The organism is Chitinophaga pinensis DSM 2588 (assembly GCF_000024005.1).
In the GTDB taxonomy this organism is placed as follows: domain Bacteria; phylum Bacteroidota; class Bacteroidia; order Chitinophagales; family Chitinophagaceae; genus Chitinophaga; species Chitinophaga pinensis.
In genome coordinates, this window is the sequence record NC_013132.1 from 3,108,761 (window position 1) to 3,129,116 (window position 20,356).

Here is a 20,356-nt window from a genome sequence, read left to right on the forward strand (position 1 = left end):
TCTAATTGCCTTTATATCTTTTCTAAAAGAGCTATAAATATGTCTGAGATGTACTAATGAAATAAAAGCGCTACTTGACCATGGCTTGCGTATAACGTTGTTCGTTAACACTAACACCACCTAATGGTTGAAATCCATTAGTCATCTGAAAACGTACTGCTTCTTCCAGATCAGCCGCTCCGGCCCGTTCAACTATAATATAGTCTTCAGTTCGATCTATAGAATTGGAGTTAGCAAATAGCTTTAAGTAGGAAAATATGCCAAGGAGTAGGGCAATAGCGGCAATAATATAGTATTTCATCATGTGAGTTTTGTGTTTAATTGCTGAAGAGTTGAATAATGAATAGTTAGTTAAGTGTTCTTGTGATAGCGTAAGATGACGATTGACCCAGGTAGAATAGTTCCTGGTTGTTATAATAATGGGTGTTTCGTATAATCGGAATAAATGGGGGTTAGTAGTAGTGTAAATCTAAAAAGAAGCGAGAATTTAAAAAATACCAACTAGTTTGTATTTTTTAAATTCCTTTTTTACCTTTCCACTCGTATAATATACAACAAACTGAAGATAATTGGGCTAATACTCAAATGGTTTTATTTACAGATAAAGTATGGAAATTAACGGCAAGTTCTCCAAAGAGATAATTGATAAGTTTCATGAGATCCACGATGGTAACAATGATAATCTTAAAAACATACCTCCTGTTTTTCTCAAGGCAGGGATGGGTTACATGGATATATTGGTATTGACCAGAGCGGAATTGGGCTTGGGGCTGGGGGAGGCTATTATGCTGCTGGAAATTCCGGATGCGGTTGTGTAAGGTGTAATAATCTGTAATAGCTGGTAGGTGGCAATTTGAGAGGGGAATTATCATGGAAGAATGTCATAATCGTAAGAATTGTTTTCCAGATGAACGATTGAGGCGGAAAAGAGCGTGATTTATATTATGGAATGTTCTCCTCTAATTTGTAGTAAAGTGTAATTTATGATAGCAATTTCAAATGGCTTCTCATATATTCTTCCCGATAGTAAAGGGAAACCATATACTATTAAAGTCAATTTTACTTCAATGCCACAATCGTATGAAATATCGCCAGGTGAGCCTATTGATATTATTTCAGTGACAGTTCTTAAAATAGATGAAGAGAGCGGATTTCAAGAGATTTTTAACTACTACATCAGGGACATGAATGGTGAATTATCCATTGGTACAATGAAAAAACAGCAGTTTAATCCTATAAAGAGTCAGATGCTTGAGGAGCTAAAGGAACAGGTGTTGGTCAGGTATGAGGATATTGCAAAAGAGAAATGACAGTGATGGAAGTAGTTTTCAACCAGGGCCCATCATTGTTATGTCCCAGGCCGGAGTAGATTGTAAATTGTCTATAGCTGACACGAAGAGCGTTATAGAATGTCTAAAGGTGATTCGGGTGGTGTTGGATAATGGCGAAGGTTAGTCGAATGAGGTTTGGAGATTATCGAAATAATATAGTGCCTGATTGTTTTTATCCCTGGTCTGACAAATCTCAAAGGATTTAACCTGGTCTTTGAAAGATAGTACCGTAGATGGCTTGGAGGGGTATATTGGGGTATCCTGCGATATTCGAAGGGTCGAACGGAACGGATGCAGCATTGTATATAACATCCCTTTACTATGATTTGCTAAGCTCACAGGACGTAGTCTTTCCACATTTAAAAGGAATTTTGAAAATTTAATAAAGTGGGATTATTAGGCTTGCGTCTTACCTGACAGGTAAAGATGAAAACAATCGTTAGTTAATTTGAAAATTATTAATGCTTCCTGATGCCTGGGCCTCTTACTTTAAAGGCTGTGTGATGGTAAATGGGATTTTATCCTCATTTACCTTTCACAAGCGGTTTGGATTTTTTAGAGACATTGATGAATTAAACATTGGTAAGTCTTCTCGCTATTACTTCATTATCACGTAAAATGATCCATTCTTCCTGATCATCCCCAATATACACGCCATAATAAGGTGTACACTGTTTCATACGTTGTTTTAGCGCTCTGATGCCTGTAAGAAAACCCTGCTCTTTCGTCGTTTGATAAACATACTTTGAGCAGGAATGTTTAAAAATGCAACGCCTTCTCCATTTTTTAGGAATAATCCAATAAATATGAATAAGAGAAATAAACAGCCATCTCATAGACTATTTTTTAAATACGAGGACGTTGTAAGTTGTAACGAAGGCTGGTTGAGCACCTATCCCAAAACATCCCTGGTCTGCGGCGATAGCTGTTTCTACTGAATCCATCCGGATATATTCCCAACCCTGATTCACATTGTCATCAATAATGGTTTGCATCTGGTGTGCTACTGTTGTTGAGGTATCATTCCTGGTGATTTGTGCTGTAAAGGGGACTACTTTAAATTCCATTGATTTAAATTTTAAAAATTGATTACTGAAGCTTCTGGAGAACTTCTCCTGAAACCGTTATAGTTTAGTTTTTACGTTGATAAAATCGAAATCAGTTTATCTAAATCTTCCTGTTTACACCATATATATCATTTGCCATCATATTGATCAATCTTCAAAAATAGAGATTATCTATTTTACTTCTAAGGCATCCGGCTTGAAATCCTCCACTGCTTTTATAGACAATCTCAGTATATATTTCACGTATGGTGTTAAGTGTTTTATTCTTAATAAGATTAAGTGAATTCAGTAATACAGGCAATTCATCACTGTCTGGCATGTACTTTTATCTCTGTAAGTAACAGGCACTTCCATCTTAGCTAATCAGATCGGTTATTTTGGGTCTCTGCACCTGGGAGTTTTTCACTGAATCTTCTCTGCTAAAATAATTTTATTGATTGAGTTTAGGATTTACGCAACTCAAAAAGGGGAAAAATCCTGTAAGGGTACAGGACTGCTTAAAATTAATATGGGCACAACAATCATCTTTCAGACCTGGAGTTGAAGCCTGTGAGCAGGGGGGACTTATCGGACTATTAAAATATTTAGTATCATAAATTGTCTTGAACGATAACGGCAAGCTATACATTAATCTGATCCTAAGTTAGTGTATAGATCTGAAGCCCATTGCTTTCGTTGATACTGAAATGGCCCCCAACAGTCATAGGATGCTCGATATTGGGAGTATCAAAAGTAGCGGGGTGATTTTTTTACGGTATAGCTGTTGCCGTATTTATTGCTTGTATAAAATAACCATAGATTGCGTATTGTAAAAACCTTATTGTATGAAAGGTATCCTTCATACAATAAGGTTTCACAAGTTAACGGCAGGAATCCGTCTGATTCGTGCCGACAGGTGTAACAGATGCCGGATCTACTTCGTCCACACGCGCCCACATAAACTCGTTCGTGATAATATAAAAACAGGCTGAATTCCCTCCTGAAACGCAGCAGGTAGGATCATAAGGAGCGCCACCATGTGCACGGATGAACCATTCACCGGTTCCATCCTTTTCATAATAGAATTCCTCTCTTCTTTCTTTAGCGGTGACAGCAGCTATACCCAGCAGCGAAGTGATCACCAGTACTACATTAGACAGTTTGATTTTCATAGATTTGATTTTTAGAATGAATAAATATCATAAAGCTGTTACATTGTTCGCGTGCGCATACTGCGCCAGATGAAAGCCGTGCTCAACATTCCGGGGATAAGTACGATCAGGTTTAGTACCAGTTGTTGCTGCCAGGTAATTGTTCTGAAAACGCCGGCACAGGCACAGGGCACCTTACTGAACACTGTTGACAGGACTAATAAAATATAAACAGTAAAGCACAGTATCAGAAATGTGCCGGCCACGATGCCCATCCTGTTCAGGGGGGGCACCAGCAAGAGTATTACTATAAGCAGTTCCGTCAGCGGTATCCCCCATTTCAATGCGGGGATCATTGCACTGTGAAATACCTGTGCTTTAAGGCCGTACTCAAAGATGCTCATGTCGGAGAGCTTGTCCAATGCCGTATAGGTAAATAACAGTACCAACATCAGGGACGTAACAAAGGGAATGGCTTTTTTCCAGTTCATAGGATTAATTTTTATAAGTAAAAGGTGATCAGGTCTTCCACCTGGTTTATAGCCATGTTCATCGTGGCTCTTTCTAAATAGTTAGTATCGGTCATTTTTATGATCAGATCTGCCAGGCGGGACTCCACTGCATACTCCTGCAGTTTTCCCCTCACTGTATACATTTCGCCGAAAAAGATCCGCTCAGGTAACTCTCCTGTCAGGAAATAGGCAAGCAGGGCGCCGAGTGAATACACATCGTCACCGAAATGGGGTTTCATATAGCTCATTTGCTCCGGCGACATATACCCAATTGTACCTAATGTGAAAGGAGGATCAGGAAGTCCGTCGTGCAGGCAACAGGCCATTTCAAAATCAATGATGTAGGTTCTGCGCCCGCCGTCAATGATAAAATTCCTTTCATTGATATCACGATGTACATAACCGGCATCATGCATGTGCTTTACAAGTGATAATATAGATAGGTAGACTTCCAGTATGATCTTCTTTGTATCAGTCCCAAGGTCCTTCCAGGTTTTTCCCTGCCTGATCTGTTCCAACCATTGCCCTGCATGCACCCCGTCTACATATTCCAGGACGAGAAAGGAGAATGCCTCATATTCGGCAAGATCTATGAATTTTGGGGTCCTTACATGTGCTTCCAGGGCTTTAATCACCTTCTTCTGCCAGCGTAACTTATCCCGGATATCCCTGCCAAAATGATCATCACCTGTATGGCTGTTGCCCTGTTTGATCAAGCACCATTTAAAGGGGCGTTTAAAATTAAAACCTTTGTAGATAGTGCTTTTGGGGCTATAGTTCAGCTCTTCCACCGGTAGGTAAAAAAGACCGACGAATTTCCTGGACGCAGGCTTCCGGTATTTTTTCTCCACTGTAAATGGGAAGGGGGCTTTTGTTGGTTGCGGTATCCTGTTACTGACCTCCTGTGCATAAATGATATTTGAGATCCGTATACAATCCTGAATAATACATCCCGCATATGTCCCTGTGAGAGGTAACAACCTATCTATCAAATGCCGGCCCTCGCCTTCTGTCCGGGCATGAAACTGGATTCCCTTTCCGATCAGATGCGGCCCATACAAGCCTGCATGCAGCCTGTAGGCCTCATGCTCGTTCCTGATGATTCTGAAAGGTGTATTACCGTCCTTCAGTATTGGAAGTATGTCATTGAGCAGGGCTTGCAGACTTGCTGTTCTCACCGACAAATAAATCAGCCAGCCATGTGTAGCCCTAAATTCACCAGATCTCAGCCAGATATGATCGTCTATGAATTTCACTCCGGATGCTTTCAACAGTTTATCATTTTCCTTTAATGGCAGCTCGAATGCCTTTTCCAGGCTTGGATATTGCAGCATCTCTTTGGGGTTTTCATTTTCAATAGGGTAATTATTAGTACGTGCAGGTTAACGTATCCCTAAATTACTATTATCTGCTGCAATTTGTCTGCACGCTATTTTCATAACTTATTGGCACGTGATGCAATCTTTTTTCAGTGCATAGTCAGAGGCCCAGAGCGGGCTCAGACGACTATAAAAGCAAAAAGTCGGAGACATCTCCGACCTTTCGCTTTGGTGCCCAGTAGCCGGAGCTCTTTCGAACCAGTTGGGGAAGATTACTAATGAGTTAGGTTATTAATGATAGTGCTATTGAAAAGTAAAGTTTATTCTAGCGTATAAGGGGAGTCATTGGTCAACTGTGTTGTTAAACCGATAAAAGTTTTTTTCCTGTATTTCGTGTAGGAGAACTATTCGCATTTGCTGGCGACGCAACCTGCCTTGGAAGCAAATATAAACGGCAGTCGAATTTTCATATGAATAAATATATTACTATAAGTGTTTTGCTTAAATTTGGCATACGAATCCCTGATTTAATTAAACTAAAAAGAATGAGTTTTTTTAGCCGGCTATTTAGAATAAATGAACCGTCAAAGCAATTAACCTGCCCAAGGTGTTTAGGTAAAGGAAACATGGATAATGATGATATAGTCAGGCTAAAGCAGAACGGGACATGGAGTCCTGGCGTCTGTCTTTATTGCAGTGGTTCTGGCAGTATTGGAATAGATATGTTGGGAAAAGCACCTGAAGAAGGAACCTATCAAACTGAGAAACCAGCAGAAAAGGATGACTATAATAACTGGGGGAGTTCCTTTCCTATGGATGAGAAACGGGAGGGATGTCCTGTTACTGAACAAAATAGGCTATGGCTGGAAGAGGCTTTTCTTTTGTTACAAGACTTTTTTATAGAAAATATACAACTACGGAAAGTGTTGATTCCTGATTATAACACCTTTCCTATTAAATATGACGGAACAAAGCAATCTGCTTATGATACCATGAAAATTGTGGCGACGCAAATGGAGGTATCGTCTGATAGTATTGAGCTAGATTTCTACGATGAAGAGGCTAATCAAATATCAGGCGCCGGCCATCTTTTCCTGGAAGCTGACAAAGATGATAAGAATGCTGCGGGCCTTTATTACGGGATGAATGAAAATGGTAAGTATGAAATATTCTTGAATACTAGACAATTGTTGGATCCTGAGAGTTTAGTTGCTACACTGGCTCATGAAATTGCCCATATAAAATTACTTGGAGAAAATCGCATAGATGAAAACAATGAACACTTAACAGATTTAACAACAGTAATTTTTGGACTTGGCATTTTTAATGCAAACAATGCATTTAGATCATTTAGGGGTTCAAACTATTATGAATGGCAGTCGCAAGGATATTTGTCACAAGTACAATGGGGATATTCGTTGGCATTATTTGCTTACATACGTAATGAAGTATCACCAGCGTGGATAAATTATTTAACCCCTAATATAAAAAGTGACTTCTTGCAGGGACAACAATTTATTATGGATAATAAGGACTTGGTATTCCAACAGGTGAATCGTTAATAGATCTAATTTATCCAATTTTCATTATATAATAGATAATATAAGGAAATAGTATTTCTCTGTAGCTTTCGTTGTTGCGGGGGGTACGAATCCAGATAAGAAGCGAAACTAAGATCATCTATTCGCAGTATAGTCAAGTAAGAACCTTAATTCATTGGAATTCTGGATGAAGTAAAAATCGTACATGTGATAGCTCAGCGTTATTACGACATCATCCTCGAACTGATAAGCAGGGCCAGAAAAGATCTTGACCACCTTAAAAGCAAAAGGTCGGAGATTCCGACCTTTTGCTTTTGTGCCCAGTAGCGGCGTGTTTTCTAACCAAATTATATTGATAATACATAAATTACGAAAATAGATTTCAATATTGACATCAGTTATTCTTCTTCCCATCTCAGTGATGGTGAGCGGTCGCCGTGCTTAACGTAGTATGTCAATGCCTGTTCTGCAAGTGCCAGTGGCACACAGTTTTTTTTTGGGAAGCCGCCTGCTTGACCACCCGTTACGAGGCTGATTTCTTCTTCATCAGAAACACACTCCGGGTTAATCAGGTTGAAGAATGCTTCATCCTCGCCAACCACTTGGGTGACAACAAACAGTTCAGGGCCACCGCCTATCAGGATAAATCCATTAATATCACCAACAATTAGCTGTGTTACGTTTTTCCCGTTCAGAGTCTGGAGGGCGGTAACGGCTTCATAGCTTTCCTTGATATCTTTGTCGTTGCTATAATTACGATTTTCTATCCAGCTATCAATGCTAAGTTTCATATGTATAAACCGATAAGACTTAAAAAATAAAAAATGATCGGAGATGTGACTGTTTTAACGTATGCTGACAGTGCGGATTTGCAGCAAAAAAATAGACACCAGGTTAAGCCGCTTGTTTGATTAAAGAATTTCCAAATTGTTCAGGTGTCATATATCCCAGTCGGGAGTGTATTCTCCTTCGATTATACCAGATTTCTATGAACTCAAATATTTCTCTTCTGGCAACCTCAAAGGAATCGTAAATGCTGTTAAACCCTGTTTCTGACTTGAGAATTTTGAAAAAGTTTTCACATACACTATTATCCCAGCAATTTCCTTTACGGCTCATGCTTTGCCTTATTTGACCTGATTTGAGCAATATCCGAAATTCATGACTGGCATATTGTACGCCTCTGTCTGAATGGATGATCATATGCTCTTTTACAGACCTGTTCCTGATAGCCATTTTCCACGCTGCTACTACTGTTTCTGCTGCTGTCATCCCTTTACTCATCGCCCATCCCAGTATCTTCCTGTCAAACAGATCCATAATGACAGTGAGATAGAGCCACCCGGATTTTGTACGGATATATGTAATGTCTGAGACCCATTTTTCTGATGGTGACGTTGCAGTGAATTCTCTGTTTAATATGTTAGAAGATACCTCTTTGTCATGATTAGAATCCGTAGTACAGACTTTAAACTTACCTACAATTACACTACGGAGCCCTTTTGACCTCATGATCCGGGCTACTCTCCGTTGTGATACATGTATTCCATCTGATTTGAATACCCTGGTTACTTTAGGACTTCCATACCGGCCTTTGCCAGAACGGTATATTGCTTCAATTCTATCGCTTAGAGCGTGATTCTCAATCGCCTGTTTTGAAGGTTTTCTAATTAACCAGGCATAATAGCCACTGCGGCTTACTTTAAACACTTTACACATCTTCCCGACATCAAATTTGCCACTATGATTCTTTATGAACCTGAATATTTGTTGCCTTCCTTGGAGAAGATGGTTACCGCCTTTTTTAGGATTTGATTTTCCATTTCCGCCTCCTTGAGTGCTTTCTTCAAAGCCTGGATCTCCTTTTGCTCCGGTGTCAGATCCTGCTTCCCATTGCCAGGAAAACTGCGTGTGCCACTCTCATTATGCTCTCTGGTCCAACGACGAACCATATCTACTCCTATACCAAGGTCTTTAGCAACATCTGAAGCAGCTTTGCCCTTCAGATAAAGTTCTACTGCCATCTGCTTGAAGGCCTTATCGTAGCTACGTCTTTGTTGTTTACTCATTACTTCAAAGTTAAGAAAACGAGCTTAACTCTGTGTCCTCACAAATGTAGCGGTTCCAAAATGGTAAGCGATGATATAGCATTGGCAATAAAAAGCTTAGATGGAATCGAACTTTTGGGGATTCAATATCAACTAATTATAAAGTAGACGATATATGCATAAATGACAAACCCGCTCTATGAGCAGGTTTGTCATTTATGGTGCCCAATGCTGGTATAAATTCGAACCAATTAATTGTGATGATTAATAAGTTAAATCACAAAAGCCAGATTGACGCCTGAGTAAACCATTTGAAGTGATCGGCTCAGGAAAGTTAGCTCCTGATCTCTCTCCTCATGAACAGGTAATAGCACCATGCAAAGCAAACGGTAGTAGCTGCGAGCAATCCGCTTACCTGCGGCCATACGATCATAAGGCTTTCTTTAAAGGGTAGCGGCGCCGGCACAGCACCTGCCATGTCCTCCATAGTTACCGGACCCAGGCTGCGTACGGATGGCATGAGTAAGGTGGTAGTGGCATCTGTATATAGCTGGCTGGGGGCTATCCGTAACAGATCAAGAATCATATTGTTATATCCTATGATCTGCTCCTGCGACAACATACCCGGATCTGCGGGGAGTATGGCCCTTATCAGTAGTTTTACCAGGAGTTGGTAAAATACGGTAAGGAAGATCCATATTCCAATAGCGGCTAATGCTGCTGCAGCACCTTGTTTGAGGCGCACAGACAGCAGGATGGAAAGCGACAGCCAAAAAGCAACATATATAATGCTGAAGAAGGTAAAAGTGAAGATTCTTAATACCTCCTGTGGTTCTATACGTACGCCGGTAAAGAGCAGACCACCACCTACCATGAGCAATACCAGGGAAGTGAAGAAAACTGTCACGACCATACCCGCGCTCACAAACTTGGAAAGCAAAAGGTTGTCCCGGTATACCGGCTGTGCCATGATCCTGGCCAGCGTTCCATTGCTCTGCTCTGCATTGATGGCATCAAAACCAAGGCTGATGCCAAGCAGTGGCCCCAGGAAACTTACAAATACATGGAAGGGCGGCACTACTTTGTCGGTAACCGTGAGCAGTTTTAAGTAGAGAAAAGTGTGATCAGGATCGCTCAGATTGCCGGTAGCATTCCTGATGCCGGAGAGCGATACGTACATGGCAACCACGAAAGTGAGTAAGACGAGTGACATCATAACGATGAGGCGCCAACTACGTATATGGTCTGCAATCTCTTTACGCACCATCACGCGAAAGGGAGAAGGAGCTTGGCAGGCGGTGTACCTGTTACTGCTACGGTTGTTCTTTAAGGAAAGTCCTTTGAAGGAAACTGGCAGACTTTTCATGAGTTGTATTTTCAGCTGCATTGTTTTCAAAATACTTTTGATAGATATCATCCAGGCCGTAATCTTTTTGATGTACGCCGGTTATGTCGCATCCATTGTCCACCAGCAGGCGTACAATGGAAGGTGTGATATCGCGGGTGCAGAAGAAGGTAAGGCAGTTGTTCTGCACTGACACTTCTTTCACGGCATCCAGTTCTGAAAAGATTGGCATAAGCGGCCATGGTTGTATAATGGGCCTGACAAGTGTGACGGTGGTAGAGTATCCTTCGCGGTCCAGTAAGTTTCCGGAAAGGGTATCAATGTTGCCTTCCACTTCCAGTTTGCCATTTACGAAAATGCCTACCCTGTCACATACCTGCTGTACATGGTGCAGGTGATGGGAGGAGATCAATACGGTGATTCCGTGTTGCCTGCTGAGTTGTCTGATTAGTGTGAGAAATTCCCTCACCCCAGCGGGATCAATGCCGAGCGTCGGCTCATCGAGGATAATGACGGCTGGTTTTTTGATTAGTACGTCTGCTAGCCCCAGGCGCTGCTTCATTCCCCGGGAAAAGGTATATGTACTTCTATTCATGTCACCTGCAAGGCCTACCAATGCCAGCGTTTCTGTGGCTCTTGTCTTTACTTCGTGCTCCGGAAGACCATTTAAACGGCCAATGTAAAGCAGATTCTCCAGGGCGGTCATGCTATCGTAGAATCCTACACTGTCCGGCATGTAACCTACGGTACGCTTTACGGCAATTGGCTCTCGGGTAGCATTAAATCCGCACACGTACGCGGTGCCTTCTGTGGGCTCTGTGAGGCCTAGCATCATAAGGATGGTGGTGGTTTTACCGGCACCGTTAGGTCCTAATAAACCGAATATTTCTCCTCTGCGGATTGCGAGGTCAAGACCATCCACTGCTTTTTTCTTCCCATAGCATTTTGTCAACCCTTTCAGTTGTATGATAGGATCGTTCATCTGTAACATGATGTGTTTTGTTGTTGTGGAAAGGTATATTTAATGGAGATGCCGTTATCGCCGGCCATACTTACGTATGAGATACCAGACGATGCCTATAGCCGCGAGTATGACCAGGATGCCGATCCATCCTGCCAGTAAGGACGTTTTTACGGTGATGCGGAAAATAGCCTGCGTGTTGTTTTCCTGGCTCCTTGCAGTGAACGTAGCGACGTAATCGCCGGCAATAGTCTTGTCAGGCACGTTTATTTTTGCAATGACCTCCTGTGAGGCATCCGGGTCCAATTGCTGAATCTTTGCCGGCTCAAAGGTGCATTCCCACTGGGGTGGGAGCTGAGCAGAAAGCTCGAGCTGCTTCAGTGGAAGGGTACCGGTATTCTTTACCGTGAGGTGGATATCATGGTGGACACCTGACGTAACCTCATCACTCAGGCGGCCGGTAGGCGTTGTGAGCATGATGTTGTAGCTGCCTTTCACTACAGCTTCAACCTCCAGGGAAAGAGTGTCGTGGAGAGATACTGCCCGGATGGGAATCGTGTACTTTCCCGGTTTTACATTCGGAGAAGTATTCACTTCCACGGAGAGCTCCTCTGACTTTGCACCGGACATATTGAGTGAGGTTACTAACGTACCCTGGGCGCGAAAGCTTACGATCCAGCCGGCGGGTGCATCCGCAGAGAGCTCATAGATTAAGGCTGTAGTGCCAGGATTTTTCAGGGTGGCACTATAGCGGAAGGTTTCATTTGCCGGAGCTTCGATGTTCATTAACCTTACCGTGAAATTGTCATTAGCACCCGTAGCAGAGGTAGTTTTTTGTGCATTTAAAAGTGTTGGCCCTGTGAAGAAGGCGAGGCATAATAAATAGGAAAAACGCGTTCCTAGCGGCTTGCGCAAGCGAATAGAGGGTGATTTTGTAAACATGATCCAATAACTAAAATTTATAAAATGATAGTTTTCAAAAAATGTCAGTGTAATATCGTTACCAATATAATTGAATAGAACGGGTGACAATTTAAAAACATAGAGAAAAATATAGAACAGGGTAAAAAAAATTTAACAAGTTTTTAAGGTGTGGGTGTCCAGGGGTAGTGTAAAATTCTATATCCGTGGATAATTTCTCTTTTCCTTGTTTTATTTATGATATTTCTCCCTAACCGATTGGATATTAATAGCTTGTCGTTATTGATGTGCGAAACTCCTTTTTTCACTCACTGTTACACTTATTGGTCTTTTCTTGACGATTTTAACAATTATTAATTCGATTGGTAGCAGAAGGATGCAGTTTGTGAAAGATGCGGGATATTATCCAAGACTGCTAAAATATTTGAGAGATGCTATTCAGTATAATATAATGTTATTAGCCGCCTCGTTTATTTAAGTTTGTACCTCATTCAAACTGGACAATTAGTCATCATTGCATAAACATCCCCAATGTGTTCTATGTATTTCTCTTCGTGCTTAGCCTTTTAGTAAGTTTCAGATTCACACAAATTTTTGTTTCACTTTTAGCTGATCCCCGCAAGATAGAGTGATAGAATGTTGTGAATCTACCTCTACTAGTTTGGATAACTATGTAACGAGCAGACCCTGATAATACAAAAAAGGCAAATCCACATCTTAACGTATACTGACAGTGCGTTCGATGGGAGTTTCCCTTACTGGTTTAACTCTCATCCAACCTTTATCGTTATATTCACGTTCGTATTCTCTTTGAAACCCTTTCATCTGCAGCGTGTCATTATCAATCCAGCGAATGATTTCTTCGTCATTGTCCAGAAGGTCAATTTCCTTAAATTCTGGTAATGGCAGTATCATGGAGTTGTAAAGTCAAATATTTCATAAGGTATGGCCCGCCCCATATACAGCCTATTGTGGTTAATAGGGTTCCGTTAGGCGACAGATGGAAATTCGTCCAGATGTAACCGTTCGCCTTGGGAGAATAGCTTGCCATCTTTTTATTAGTCAGATCAATGATGGTCTGTCCTCCAAACAGATCTTCTGCGCAGACCATGTATTCTGTGTTGTTTGTTTCCAGCCAAGAGTAAAGGATCCTGTCTTCACTAACCAGGAAGTCAAATATTTTTTCATTGGTTGATTGCTGGTAAATCTGAGCTCTTGTTATGGCATATTTCTGATCGTACAACTCGTTTGCTTCTAATCTGAAATTCCCTGATGGAGAGATAAACGTTTCACCATCGACTTCTTTTATTCTTTGATCAAAAGTTTCTTTGAGACCAGCTCTTATTTCTTCAATATAATTCATAGAGGATAATACTTCAGCTAAGTTAGTCTAAATCCGTATTTGCACATGGGTGGTATTTGTAGGTGAATGAGTTGTTTGATATAACGCCATTTCAGGAATCGAACCTATTATAGATTGATTAAGAGTGGATTAGGGAAAAAAGGGGTTATGCTTAAAACAGAAAATCCGCTACTAGAGCAGATTTCTATTTTTTGTGCCCAGTAGCGGTAGATTATCGATTGCGCTGTGCAAAGTCCGTGAGGTGGGGATTTATAAATGAAACACCTCGAAATTACCCGGCAGGTATTTAATCCTGTCCGACAAGGTCTAGTCAACCACCGGAAGCGAGTCTTGCGTAGTCATTAGAGATGATGGCACGAAGCGTAGACAGCGACTGCTGAAGGTATGCTATTGAGCCTCGAAACTGTCCTGGACGTTGAAGCTTTAGTTGTTCGAAAAGCTAAGGCAACATCAAACCTGCGTTATAGACGAGTGGGGGTGATTCGACCGGGGTCTAAGAACATATCAAAGGCAGACAGGGGTAATACGGGAACACAGGAGAGCCTAACGTCTCCAAACGAAAGTCGGTTGTTAATGGATTGACCGAGCAAGAATAATCCAGGCTTCCAAGGTTTATATCGTCACCTTGTTAAGCGCCAAGAAAAGGCGATATCGGGAGGTATCCGCGCCGAGAGAGATCGAAGGTAAGGAGAAGGACGAAGGCAGTCTTAGCATCCTCATAGTACCGTTAGAAGGGTGGGAAATCAGCTCTATGAAAGCCACTCAGTAGGGAAGGGGGATGTCTGTTTACGGAACTAGCATCTTAGCAACACTAAATGTACCAGAGACATGAAAGAAGTGTTAACAGTAGAGATGCAGATAGCGGCCCGGGCAAGGAAGTATCCGGGAGAAGCGCTGACAAACCTGCACGAGTTTATTGACATCGGGCTATTGCATGACTGCTTCGATTCCCTGAATAAGAAGGGATCAAGCGGAGTAGATGCAGAGAAATGGACTGACTACAATAAACAAAGGAATGAGAGAATCCCAAAGTTATTGACGGCCTTTAGAAGCGGTAACTACCGTGCACCCAACATCCGGCGGGTATTTATACCTAAAGGAGATGGAAAGCTACGTCCGCGTAGGTCTTCCAACAGTGGAAGATAAGCTGTTGCAGACGGCTGTATCGCGTGTACTGACACCAATATATGAAGGGATATTCTATCATGAATCGTATGGATTTAGGCCCGGCAAATCCCAACACCAGGCAGTAGAAGCACTGTCCAGAGAAGTGAGCATGAACCGGATGCGTTATATTATAGACGCAGACATGCAAAACTACTTTGGTAGCATCAACCATGGCTGCCTGCGAGAGTTCCTTGACCTGAAGATAAAAGATGGTGTGATAAGGAAAATGATAGACAAGTGGCTGAAGGCAGGTATACTTGAGAACGGTCAGGTAGTGTATCCCACGGAAGGTACTCCTCAGGGAGGTAGTATATCTCCATTACTGAGTAACATTTACCTGCACTATGTACTAGATACCTGGTTCAAAGAGCAAATCCAGCGATTACTAAAGGATGACAGCTTTATGATCCGTTATGCAGATGACTTTTTGTTGGGATTTACCAACAAGGAAGATGCATTGCGAGTGATGGAAGTTCTACCCAAACGATTAAGTAAATATGGGCTGACCCTGCATCCAGACAAGACCAGAATAATAGACCTGGACGATGATGGAGAAGGTCATCCCCGTACCACGTTTGACTTCTTAGGTTTTACTCATTATATAAGTAAAAGCCGAAATGGAAAGCGTATCCTTAAGCGTAAAACAAGTAGTAAGAAACTGAATGCAGCTTTGAAACGGCTAAGTGACTGGATCAAGTTCTATCGACATAAGCTACCCATAGCTGAACTTATAGAAGCACTGAACCAGAAGCTACGTGGCCATTATGCCTATTACGGTATAACATTCAATATCAGGAAGCTGCATACGTACTATAACCGGACTAAATGCCTGCTCTATAAATGGCTAAACCATCGAGGAGGCAAACGTGTCTGGACATGGGCTAAGATAACAAAGCTAACTATGGAATGGATACCCCTTATAAGACCGAAGGTCTATCACAGTTATCAATTAGCGAAGCCGTAAACAGAGGAACCGTGTGCAGGAAAGCTGCTCGCACGGATCTGTGGGGGAGCGGGGAGGTAACGATCCGCTCTACCCGGAACCAAATTATATTGATAATAAACAAGTTATTTAAAACGTCATTCCTTGTCATTCTAATTTTAAGGTAAATCGAATTACAACATGCTTTTGTTGAATGCTATAATTAGATCTCTTATTCATAAAAAAACCAAGAAGTATTTATATTCTTCTAAGAATTTCTGTTATCCACCTTTTTTATTTTATGCCCTTGACGGGTTACTATTTGAAAAAAAGCCTGCTGCCACTCATGTAGTTAATAGAATCTTTCATATAAAGAATGGCACCAGTGAGGTTTTCCGTTCCTTTGGCATCAGCTGTTATCCGATCTATCTGCAAAACGTCCATGTTACCAGGATTTACATAAAAGAGATGTGAAAATTCCGGTGGTAAATTGTGATCCTCAAATATGCCCAAGAATTCAAACGCTCCGTATTTCTTGACAATTCTATTCTCTTCAGCCTTTGACAGTGTGAGCATGTGCAGAGAGTCCGGTACTCTCGTCCTGCTTATGACAATCAACTTTTTTTCAGGCTTGTAGACCATACTGATAGGTTGAAAGCTGTATACCTTACTCCAGTTCTCTTTATAGTGAAGAAAAGCGGAATGAGATATTTCAACAGTGAAACCATTTTGATATTGCCTGTTCGTTTTGCAACTAATGAAGACAAGCATTGAAAGTACCACTGGAAAACGGAATTTAATCTCGAATTGTGCCATAAAAAGCGCCTTTTATGTTTACTGATCTTTGAAAAACCGGGTAAAATTGTGTCCAGCCGCTGACAGGTACCTTAATCGTGTACGCCACATCTCCTGAGTGAAAGCCCGTTTCATTGGTCGCCCTTTGGATGGTAAATCCTTGTTCAAGTTCTGATCCAATCTCCAATTCTGCAGCTTTAAAGCCAAATAATACTTTAATACCGCCGTTGACGGAAACAACAATAGTTCTCTTTTCATTGGCACCATAGACTGCATTTCCATCAGCTATTAGTGTTTCACTAGGATTTCTGGCTGTTACAGCATTTATGCCGCCATTTACATATGCACCATCTATTTCTCCAGAAGTTCCAATAAAGCTTAATTGGCCCTCTCCCTCACCTTGCTCTGGTGCACCAATCTTGTAAATACGGCCTTTAGTCCTGTCGTAATCATATTGGTAAAAGATTGTAACTATTGGCCGAAGGTTACGTGTCCTATACTTCGCCGTAATTTCGATCTTTCCATAGTAGTAGTTGACGTGTCCTACCGGTAGAGGTTCCATAGGACTCCAATACAAACCCGGACCTCCGTGGTCAAGGTCATTGTTTGCAAGGTAACTGTCGGACATAAAACCACTGGCCTCATCTACGCCTTCTGCCAGTGTACCAGCGCTAATGCTTGTGCTTGCCAATGAATTTGAGTTAAGAGGTTGAGGGATTTTCTCATCTTTTTGACAAGCTGTCATAATGATAATGGCAGAGAATAAGCCTACCATGAATGATTGTTTCATAATTAGCGTTTGTAAGTTAATAATATAGGTGGTCATAATAAATTGAGGTACTAAGCTTTGGTCAATTTTGTTAATAATGTTTATTGAGTCATCGGGTGATTAAAATTGGTTAACCCATAAATGATATTTTAAATGCAACAGTCTCTAGCGACTCTATATAAACAACTGACTGGAACTGCTACATTTGAGTGGACATACAGTTAAGCTCTTTTCTTAACTTTGGATATAATGAGTAAACGAGAAAGAAAGAGCTACGATAAGGCCTTCAAATTGATGGCAGTAGAATTGTACCGGACAGGCAAGCCAGCCGGGACAGTAGCTAAAGAATTAGGTATCGGCGTTGACATGCTTCGTCGCTGGGCCAGAGAGCACAGTGAAACCGGAAACCGTAGCTTTCCCGGGAATGGGAAACAGGATTTGACCCCAGAACAGAAGGAAATCCAGATGCTGAGGAAAGCCCTTCAAGAATCAGAATTAGAGAACCGGATCTTAAAAAAGGCAGTCAGCATCTTCTCCAGGGACGACAACAAATATTCAGGTTCATAAAGGATCATCGGGCAGAATTTGGTGTTGAGAAGATGTGTAGGGTATTCAGAGTGAGCCATAGTGGGTATTATGCCTGGCTAACCAGGAGGCCATCGCAACTTGCCATAAACAATGAACTAATATCTAAAAAGATCGAAGAGATATACCACAGCAGCAAAGGACGATACGGCAGTCCGAAGATAACAAAGAAGTTAGCCTCTATGGGTATGGACGCATCCAGGCCAAGAGTAGCCAGAATAATGAAAGGGAAGGGCCTTCGCAGCGTTATTACGGGTAAATTTAAAGTCTGTACAACTGAATCCAATCATAGCCTTGAGGTATCTGATAATGTCCTTAAACGGGAATTTAATGCAAAGGAGCCTTCAGAGAAGTGGGTGTCTGATATCACTTATATCCGGACCCAGGAAGGCTGGCTTTATCTTACCGCTATTATGGATCTGTTTGATAGAAGAATCGTTGGCTGGTCAATGAGTACCGGTATGACAGCAAGAGAAACGGTTGTTGCGGCCTGGAAGATGGCAGTCCGGAATAGATCGGTGGTTCGAAACATTCTCTTTCACTCCGATAGAGGTGTACAGTATGCTAGTCAGGAGTTCCGAGAATTGCTTAAAGACAAGCCAGTACAACAAAGTATGAGCAGGAAAGGAAATTGTTGGGATAACGCTGTAATGGAGAATTTCTTTAAGATCCTCAAATCAGAGACGGGGTATAACACAGTATATTCTTCTGTCGAGATCGCAAAAAAAGAGTTATTTGAGTTCATCGAAATATGGTACAACAGGCAGCGTATACATTCAATTCTAGGATTTTTAACCCCTGAAGAATTTGGGAAATCTATTCTAAAACAAGCAGCTTAATAATTTGTCCATTTTTTTGTTGCAAATCCAGACGATACATTTTATACCGGTGTGATTTTAAGCTTGATAAGTTTATTAGAGCGAATATGGTAGCTCTCACATTTAAACGCTGCTAATTGCCAGCAACGAGTGCGGTATCTAGCTTTCGTGATAAAAGTATGTATGTTTAATCTTTTAAAGTTAACAGGTGGGTAAGATTGTATTAGGTATAATCAATAGCATGAGGATTGCATTCAACCACAATGAATAAGAGGAAGTTAGAGTGAGAGTGAAAATCACAAAAAACGACAAACCCGCTCATCGAGCAGGTTTGTCGTTTTTTGTGCCCAGTAGCGGAACGTTCTCGAACCAAGTAATGTTGGTTATCAGTAAATTAATTAAGAACAGTTACGTCTAATCTACTACAGAAGGAACAAATAAGCCTTGCTCGAAGAATCATAATGGTACCCCTATTATTATACGGAATAATTTGAATAAGGAGTTGGCTCACAATCATTGTGAAAAATCGGGAGTATAAAATTTTTGTGTAAACGCTTCCCTATTTGTTTGAAACCCTGCCGGGATTGGGAAGGGGGAATGGCGCGGCAGCAGCGCCTTCCCCGGTTTCCAGGCCTGTTTGAGCAACTTTCTTACATAGGCCCAAAACACAGGAAATCTTATAGTCTCGAAAAATCTAAATCGTATTAATTTCAAGAGTTAGTCAACATTCCAATAGTTTTCCGGGTCGCCTTCAAAAGCACTATCTATTGTATCATCATCATAACCATATGCGCCATCATATTTAGAATAACTTGGTCTGTATGAGTCATAATTGTCGTAACCTTCATCTTTGTAGTCATCTTCTGGAGTATAACGACAATAGCCATCTTCAGAGTAATTGTTATTAGGAAATAAAGAACTTAACTTCTCCCAATTTAAGTCTCCTATATTTAGCCGCAAAATCTCACTGGGCTCAATAGGACGTGAAATATTTGTAAAAGGCTTGTTTTTTTCGATGTAAGAGCCACAATATATGTCAAGTTGTTTTGACCTAAACTCTGTTGCGTAAAGAATATATATATAGATTTTCTCTCCATATATCTCTTTAAGAATATATGTTATGTAATAAATAGCTTTCGAGTCTATATTTTCTCTAAAATAGGCGTTCACTTCTTTAGGAGGTATTTCTGTGTATTCATTTCTATATGACTCAAAGGGGATCTCTAGTGTTGTTAATGAATATTGAATTAAATCATTTTTATTAAGAAGAGGATTAACGCCGATTGCAATTTTCTCAAATTCAATATGGCCTATAAAATCCAACCGGTCTGCGATAAAGACTAGTTTTTTAAGTAGTTCTAAGTTTTTCATAATATTTGGGGTTTAGCTTATCATTTTGAAAGGTATCGACGTCATAAAAGTCGGAAGTTAAAAGAAATATGGCAGTTATTGTATACCAAGGTTTAGGAAGACATCATTTTTCCAAATGCAGTTTTGGTGAGTAGTTAACTTAATATCGATGATGTCCTAATATGGAAGCTTTGCTTTGAGAAATCGCCAGAGTTGAGAATTAAGACTTTTATATTATGAATATCAAGTCTTAGCAAATTTGAATTTGGGAACAGGCATCGGGTTACCAACTGTTAAATATCTACCATGTGCCTTGTTTATTTATTTGTTGGCAAGATTATAACAGTATCGTTATTATCGACCGATACAGAGGATAAAGAATGCAAAAAAGCGCTAATTCCTTTTTGGTTAC

The 20,356-nt window shown here is 41.0% G+C and carries 22 protein-coding genes; 6 read left to right on the forward strand and 16 right to left on the reverse strand.

Annotated features, from left to right (window positions below; all coding sequences use genetic code 11):
• Positions 1–70: 70 nt before the first annotated feature.
• Entirely contained in the window at positions 71–304 is a 234-nt protein-coding gene (locus tag CPIN_RS12650; protein WP_012790193.1) for a hypothetical protein, read from the reverse strand.
• A 304-nt stretch (positions 305–608) separates the two neighbouring features.
• Between CPIN_RS12650 and CPIN_RS12655 the strand changes: the two genes are divergently transcribed.
• Both CPIN_RS12655 and CPIN_RS12660 read left to right on the forward strand, forming a co-directional pair.
• On the forward strand, positions 609–818 hold the full coding sequence (locus CPIN_RS12655; RefSeq protein ID WP_012790194.1) for a hypothetical protein: 210 nt from the start codon (positions 609–611) through the stop codon (positions 816–818).
• A 165-nt stretch (positions 819–983) separates the two neighbouring features.
• Complete coding sequence (locus CPIN_RS12660) at positions 984–1,310, forward strand: hypothetical protein (protein WP_012790195.1); 327 nt, start codon at positions 984–986, stop codon at positions 1,308–1,310.
• A gap of 593 nt (positions 1,311–1,903) precedes the next feature.
• Here CPIN_RS12660 and yidD read toward each other — a convergent pair.
• From yidD to CPIN_RS12685, 5 genes are all read right to left on the reverse strand, one after another.
• The gene (gene yidD / locus CPIN_RS12665; RefSeq protein ID WP_012790197.1) at positions 1,904–2,167 is read right to left on the reverse strand and encodes a membrane protein insertion efficiency factor YidD; all 264 of its coding nucleotides are present in this window, start codon (positions 2,165–2,167) and stop codon (positions 1,904–1,906) included.
• A 3-nt stretch (positions 2,168–2,170) separates the two neighbouring features.
• Positions 2,171–2,398 (reverse strand): hypothetical protein, encoded by a 228-nt coding sequence (locus CPIN_RS12670; protein ID WP_012790198.1) that lies wholly within the window; start codon positions 2,396–2,398, stop codon positions 2,171–2,173.
• Between the two features lie 860 nt (positions 2,399–3,258).
• Positions 3,259–3,549: a hypothetical protein gene (locus CPIN_RS12675; RefSeq protein WP_012790200.1), complete on the reverse strand. Its 291-nt coding sequence runs from the start codon at positions 3,547–3,549 to the stop codon at positions 3,259–3,261.
• A 38-nt stretch (positions 3,550–3,587) separates the two neighbouring features.
• On the reverse strand, positions 3,588–4,019 hold the full coding sequence (locus CPIN_RS12680) for a MauE/DoxX family redox-associated membrane protein (protein WP_012790201.1): 432 nt from the start codon (positions 4,017–4,019) through the stop codon (positions 3,588–3,590).
• Between the two features lie 11 nt (positions 4,020–4,030).
• Positions 4,031–5,374, reverse strand: a complete 1,344-nt coding sequence (locus CPIN_RS12685; RefSeq protein WP_012790202.1) for a serine/threonine protein kinase — start codon at positions 5,372–5,374, stop codon at positions 4,031–4,033.
• 455 nt (positions 5,375–5,829) lie between these two features.
• Between CPIN_RS12685 and CPIN_RS12690 the strand changes: the two genes are divergently transcribed.
• Positions 5,830–6,921 (forward strand): M78 family metallopeptidase domain-containing protein, encoded by a 1,092-nt coding sequence (locus CPIN_RS12690; RefSeq protein ID WP_245552108.1) that lies wholly within the window; start codon positions 5,830–5,832, stop codon positions 6,919–6,921.
• Between the two features lie 377 nt (positions 6,922–7,298).
• Here CPIN_RS12690 and CPIN_RS12700 read toward each other — a convergent pair whose 3' ends face one another.
• From CPIN_RS12700 to CPIN_RS12735, 7 genes are all read right to left on the reverse strand, one after another.
• A complete protein-coding gene (locus CPIN_RS12700) occupies positions 7,299–7,691 on the reverse strand; it encodes an Imm1 family immunity protein (RefSeq protein WP_012790205.1) in 393 nt (130 codons plus the stop codon).
• Positions 7,692–7,794: 103 nt separating this feature from the next.
• Positions 7,795–8,667 (reverse strand): IS3 family transposase, encoded by an 873-nt coding sequence (locus tag CPIN_RS12705; RefSeq protein ID WP_148230557.1) that lies wholly within the window; start codon positions 8,665–8,667, stop codon positions 7,795–7,797.
• The gene (locus CPIN_RS12710) at positions 8,652–8,969 is read right to left on the reverse strand and encodes a transposase (protein ID WP_012790207.1); all 318 of its coding nucleotides are present in this window, start codon (positions 8,967–8,969) and stop codon (positions 8,652–8,654) included. The genes CPIN_RS12705 and CPIN_RS12710 overlap by 16 nt, the downstream gene beginning before the upstream one ends.
• A 313-nt stretch (positions 8,970–9,282) precedes the next feature.
• A complete protein-coding gene (locus CPIN_RS12715; protein WP_148230558.1) occupies positions 9,283–10,314 on the reverse strand; it encodes an ABC transporter permease in 1,032 nt (343 codons plus the stop codon).
• A complete protein-coding gene (locus tag CPIN_RS12720; protein WP_012790209.1) occupies positions 10,262–11,284 on the reverse strand; it encodes an ABC transporter ATP-binding protein in 1,023 nt (340 codons plus the stop codon). The genes CPIN_RS12715 and CPIN_RS12720 overlap by 53 nt, the downstream gene beginning before the upstream one ends.
• A gap of 45 nt (positions 11,285–11,329) precedes the next feature.
• Complete coding sequence (locus CPIN_RS12725; RefSeq protein ID WP_187294761.1) at positions 11,330–12,040, reverse strand: COG1470 family protein; 711 nt, start codon at positions 12,038–12,040, stop codon at positions 11,330–11,332.
• Positions 12,041–13,064: 1,024 nt separating this feature from the next.
• On the reverse strand, positions 13,065–13,538 hold the full coding sequence (locus tag CPIN_RS12735) for a hypothetical protein (protein ID WP_012790212.1): 474 nt from the start codon (positions 13,536–13,538) through the stop codon (positions 13,065–13,067).
• A gap of 828 nt (positions 13,539–14,366) precedes the next feature.
• Here CPIN_RS12735 and CPIN_RS39170 point away from each other — a divergent pair.
• Positions 14,367–14,684: a hypothetical protein gene (locus CPIN_RS39170; RefSeq protein ID WP_222838161.1), complete on the forward strand. Its 318-nt coding sequence runs from the start codon at positions 14,367–14,369 to the stop codon at positions 14,682–14,684.
• On the forward strand, positions 14,641–15,669 hold the full coding sequence (locus CPIN_RS12740; RefSeq protein ID WP_222838200.1) for a reverse transcriptase domain-containing protein: 1,029 nt from the start codon (positions 14,641–14,643) through the stop codon (positions 15,667–15,669). Before CPIN_RS39170 ends, CPIN_RS12740 begins: the two co-directional genes overlap by 44 nt.
• Before the next feature lie 276 nt (positions 15,670–15,945).
• On the opposite strand, the gene CPIN_RS12745 is transcribed toward CPIN_RS12740, so the two are convergent.
• Together CPIN_RS12745 and CPIN_RS12750 are read right to left on the reverse strand one after the other, a co-directional pair.
• Positions 15,946–16,443, reverse strand: a complete 498-nt coding sequence (locus CPIN_RS12745) for a hypothetical protein (RefSeq protein ID WP_012790213.1) — start codon at positions 16,441–16,443, stop codon at positions 15,946–15,948.
• Complete coding sequence (locus tag CPIN_RS12750) at positions 16,424–17,212, reverse strand: hypothetical protein (RefSeq protein WP_012790214.1); 789 nt, start codon at positions 17,210–17,212, stop codon at positions 16,424–16,426. The genes CPIN_RS12745 and CPIN_RS12750 overlap by 20 nt, the downstream gene beginning before the upstream one ends.
• Positions 17,213–17,440: 228 nt before the next feature.
• Between CPIN_RS12750 and CPIN_RS12760 the strand changes: the two genes are divergently transcribed.
• A protein-coding gene (locus tag CPIN_RS12760) for an IS3 family transposase (protein ID WP_411914121.1) occupies positions 17,441–18,615 on the forward strand; the annotation gives its coding sequence in 2 pieces (ribosomal slippage) (positions 17,441–17,711 and positions 17,711–18,615; 1,176 coding nt in all).
• A gap of 696 nt (positions 18,616–19,311) precedes the next feature.
• Here the strand turns inward: CPIN_RS12760 and CPIN_RS12765 are convergent.
• Complete coding sequence (locus CPIN_RS12765; protein WP_012790217.1) at positions 19,312–19,965, reverse strand: hypothetical protein; 654 nt, start codon at positions 19,963–19,965, stop codon at positions 19,312–19,314.
• Positions 19,966–20,356 lie beyond the last annotated feature (391 nt).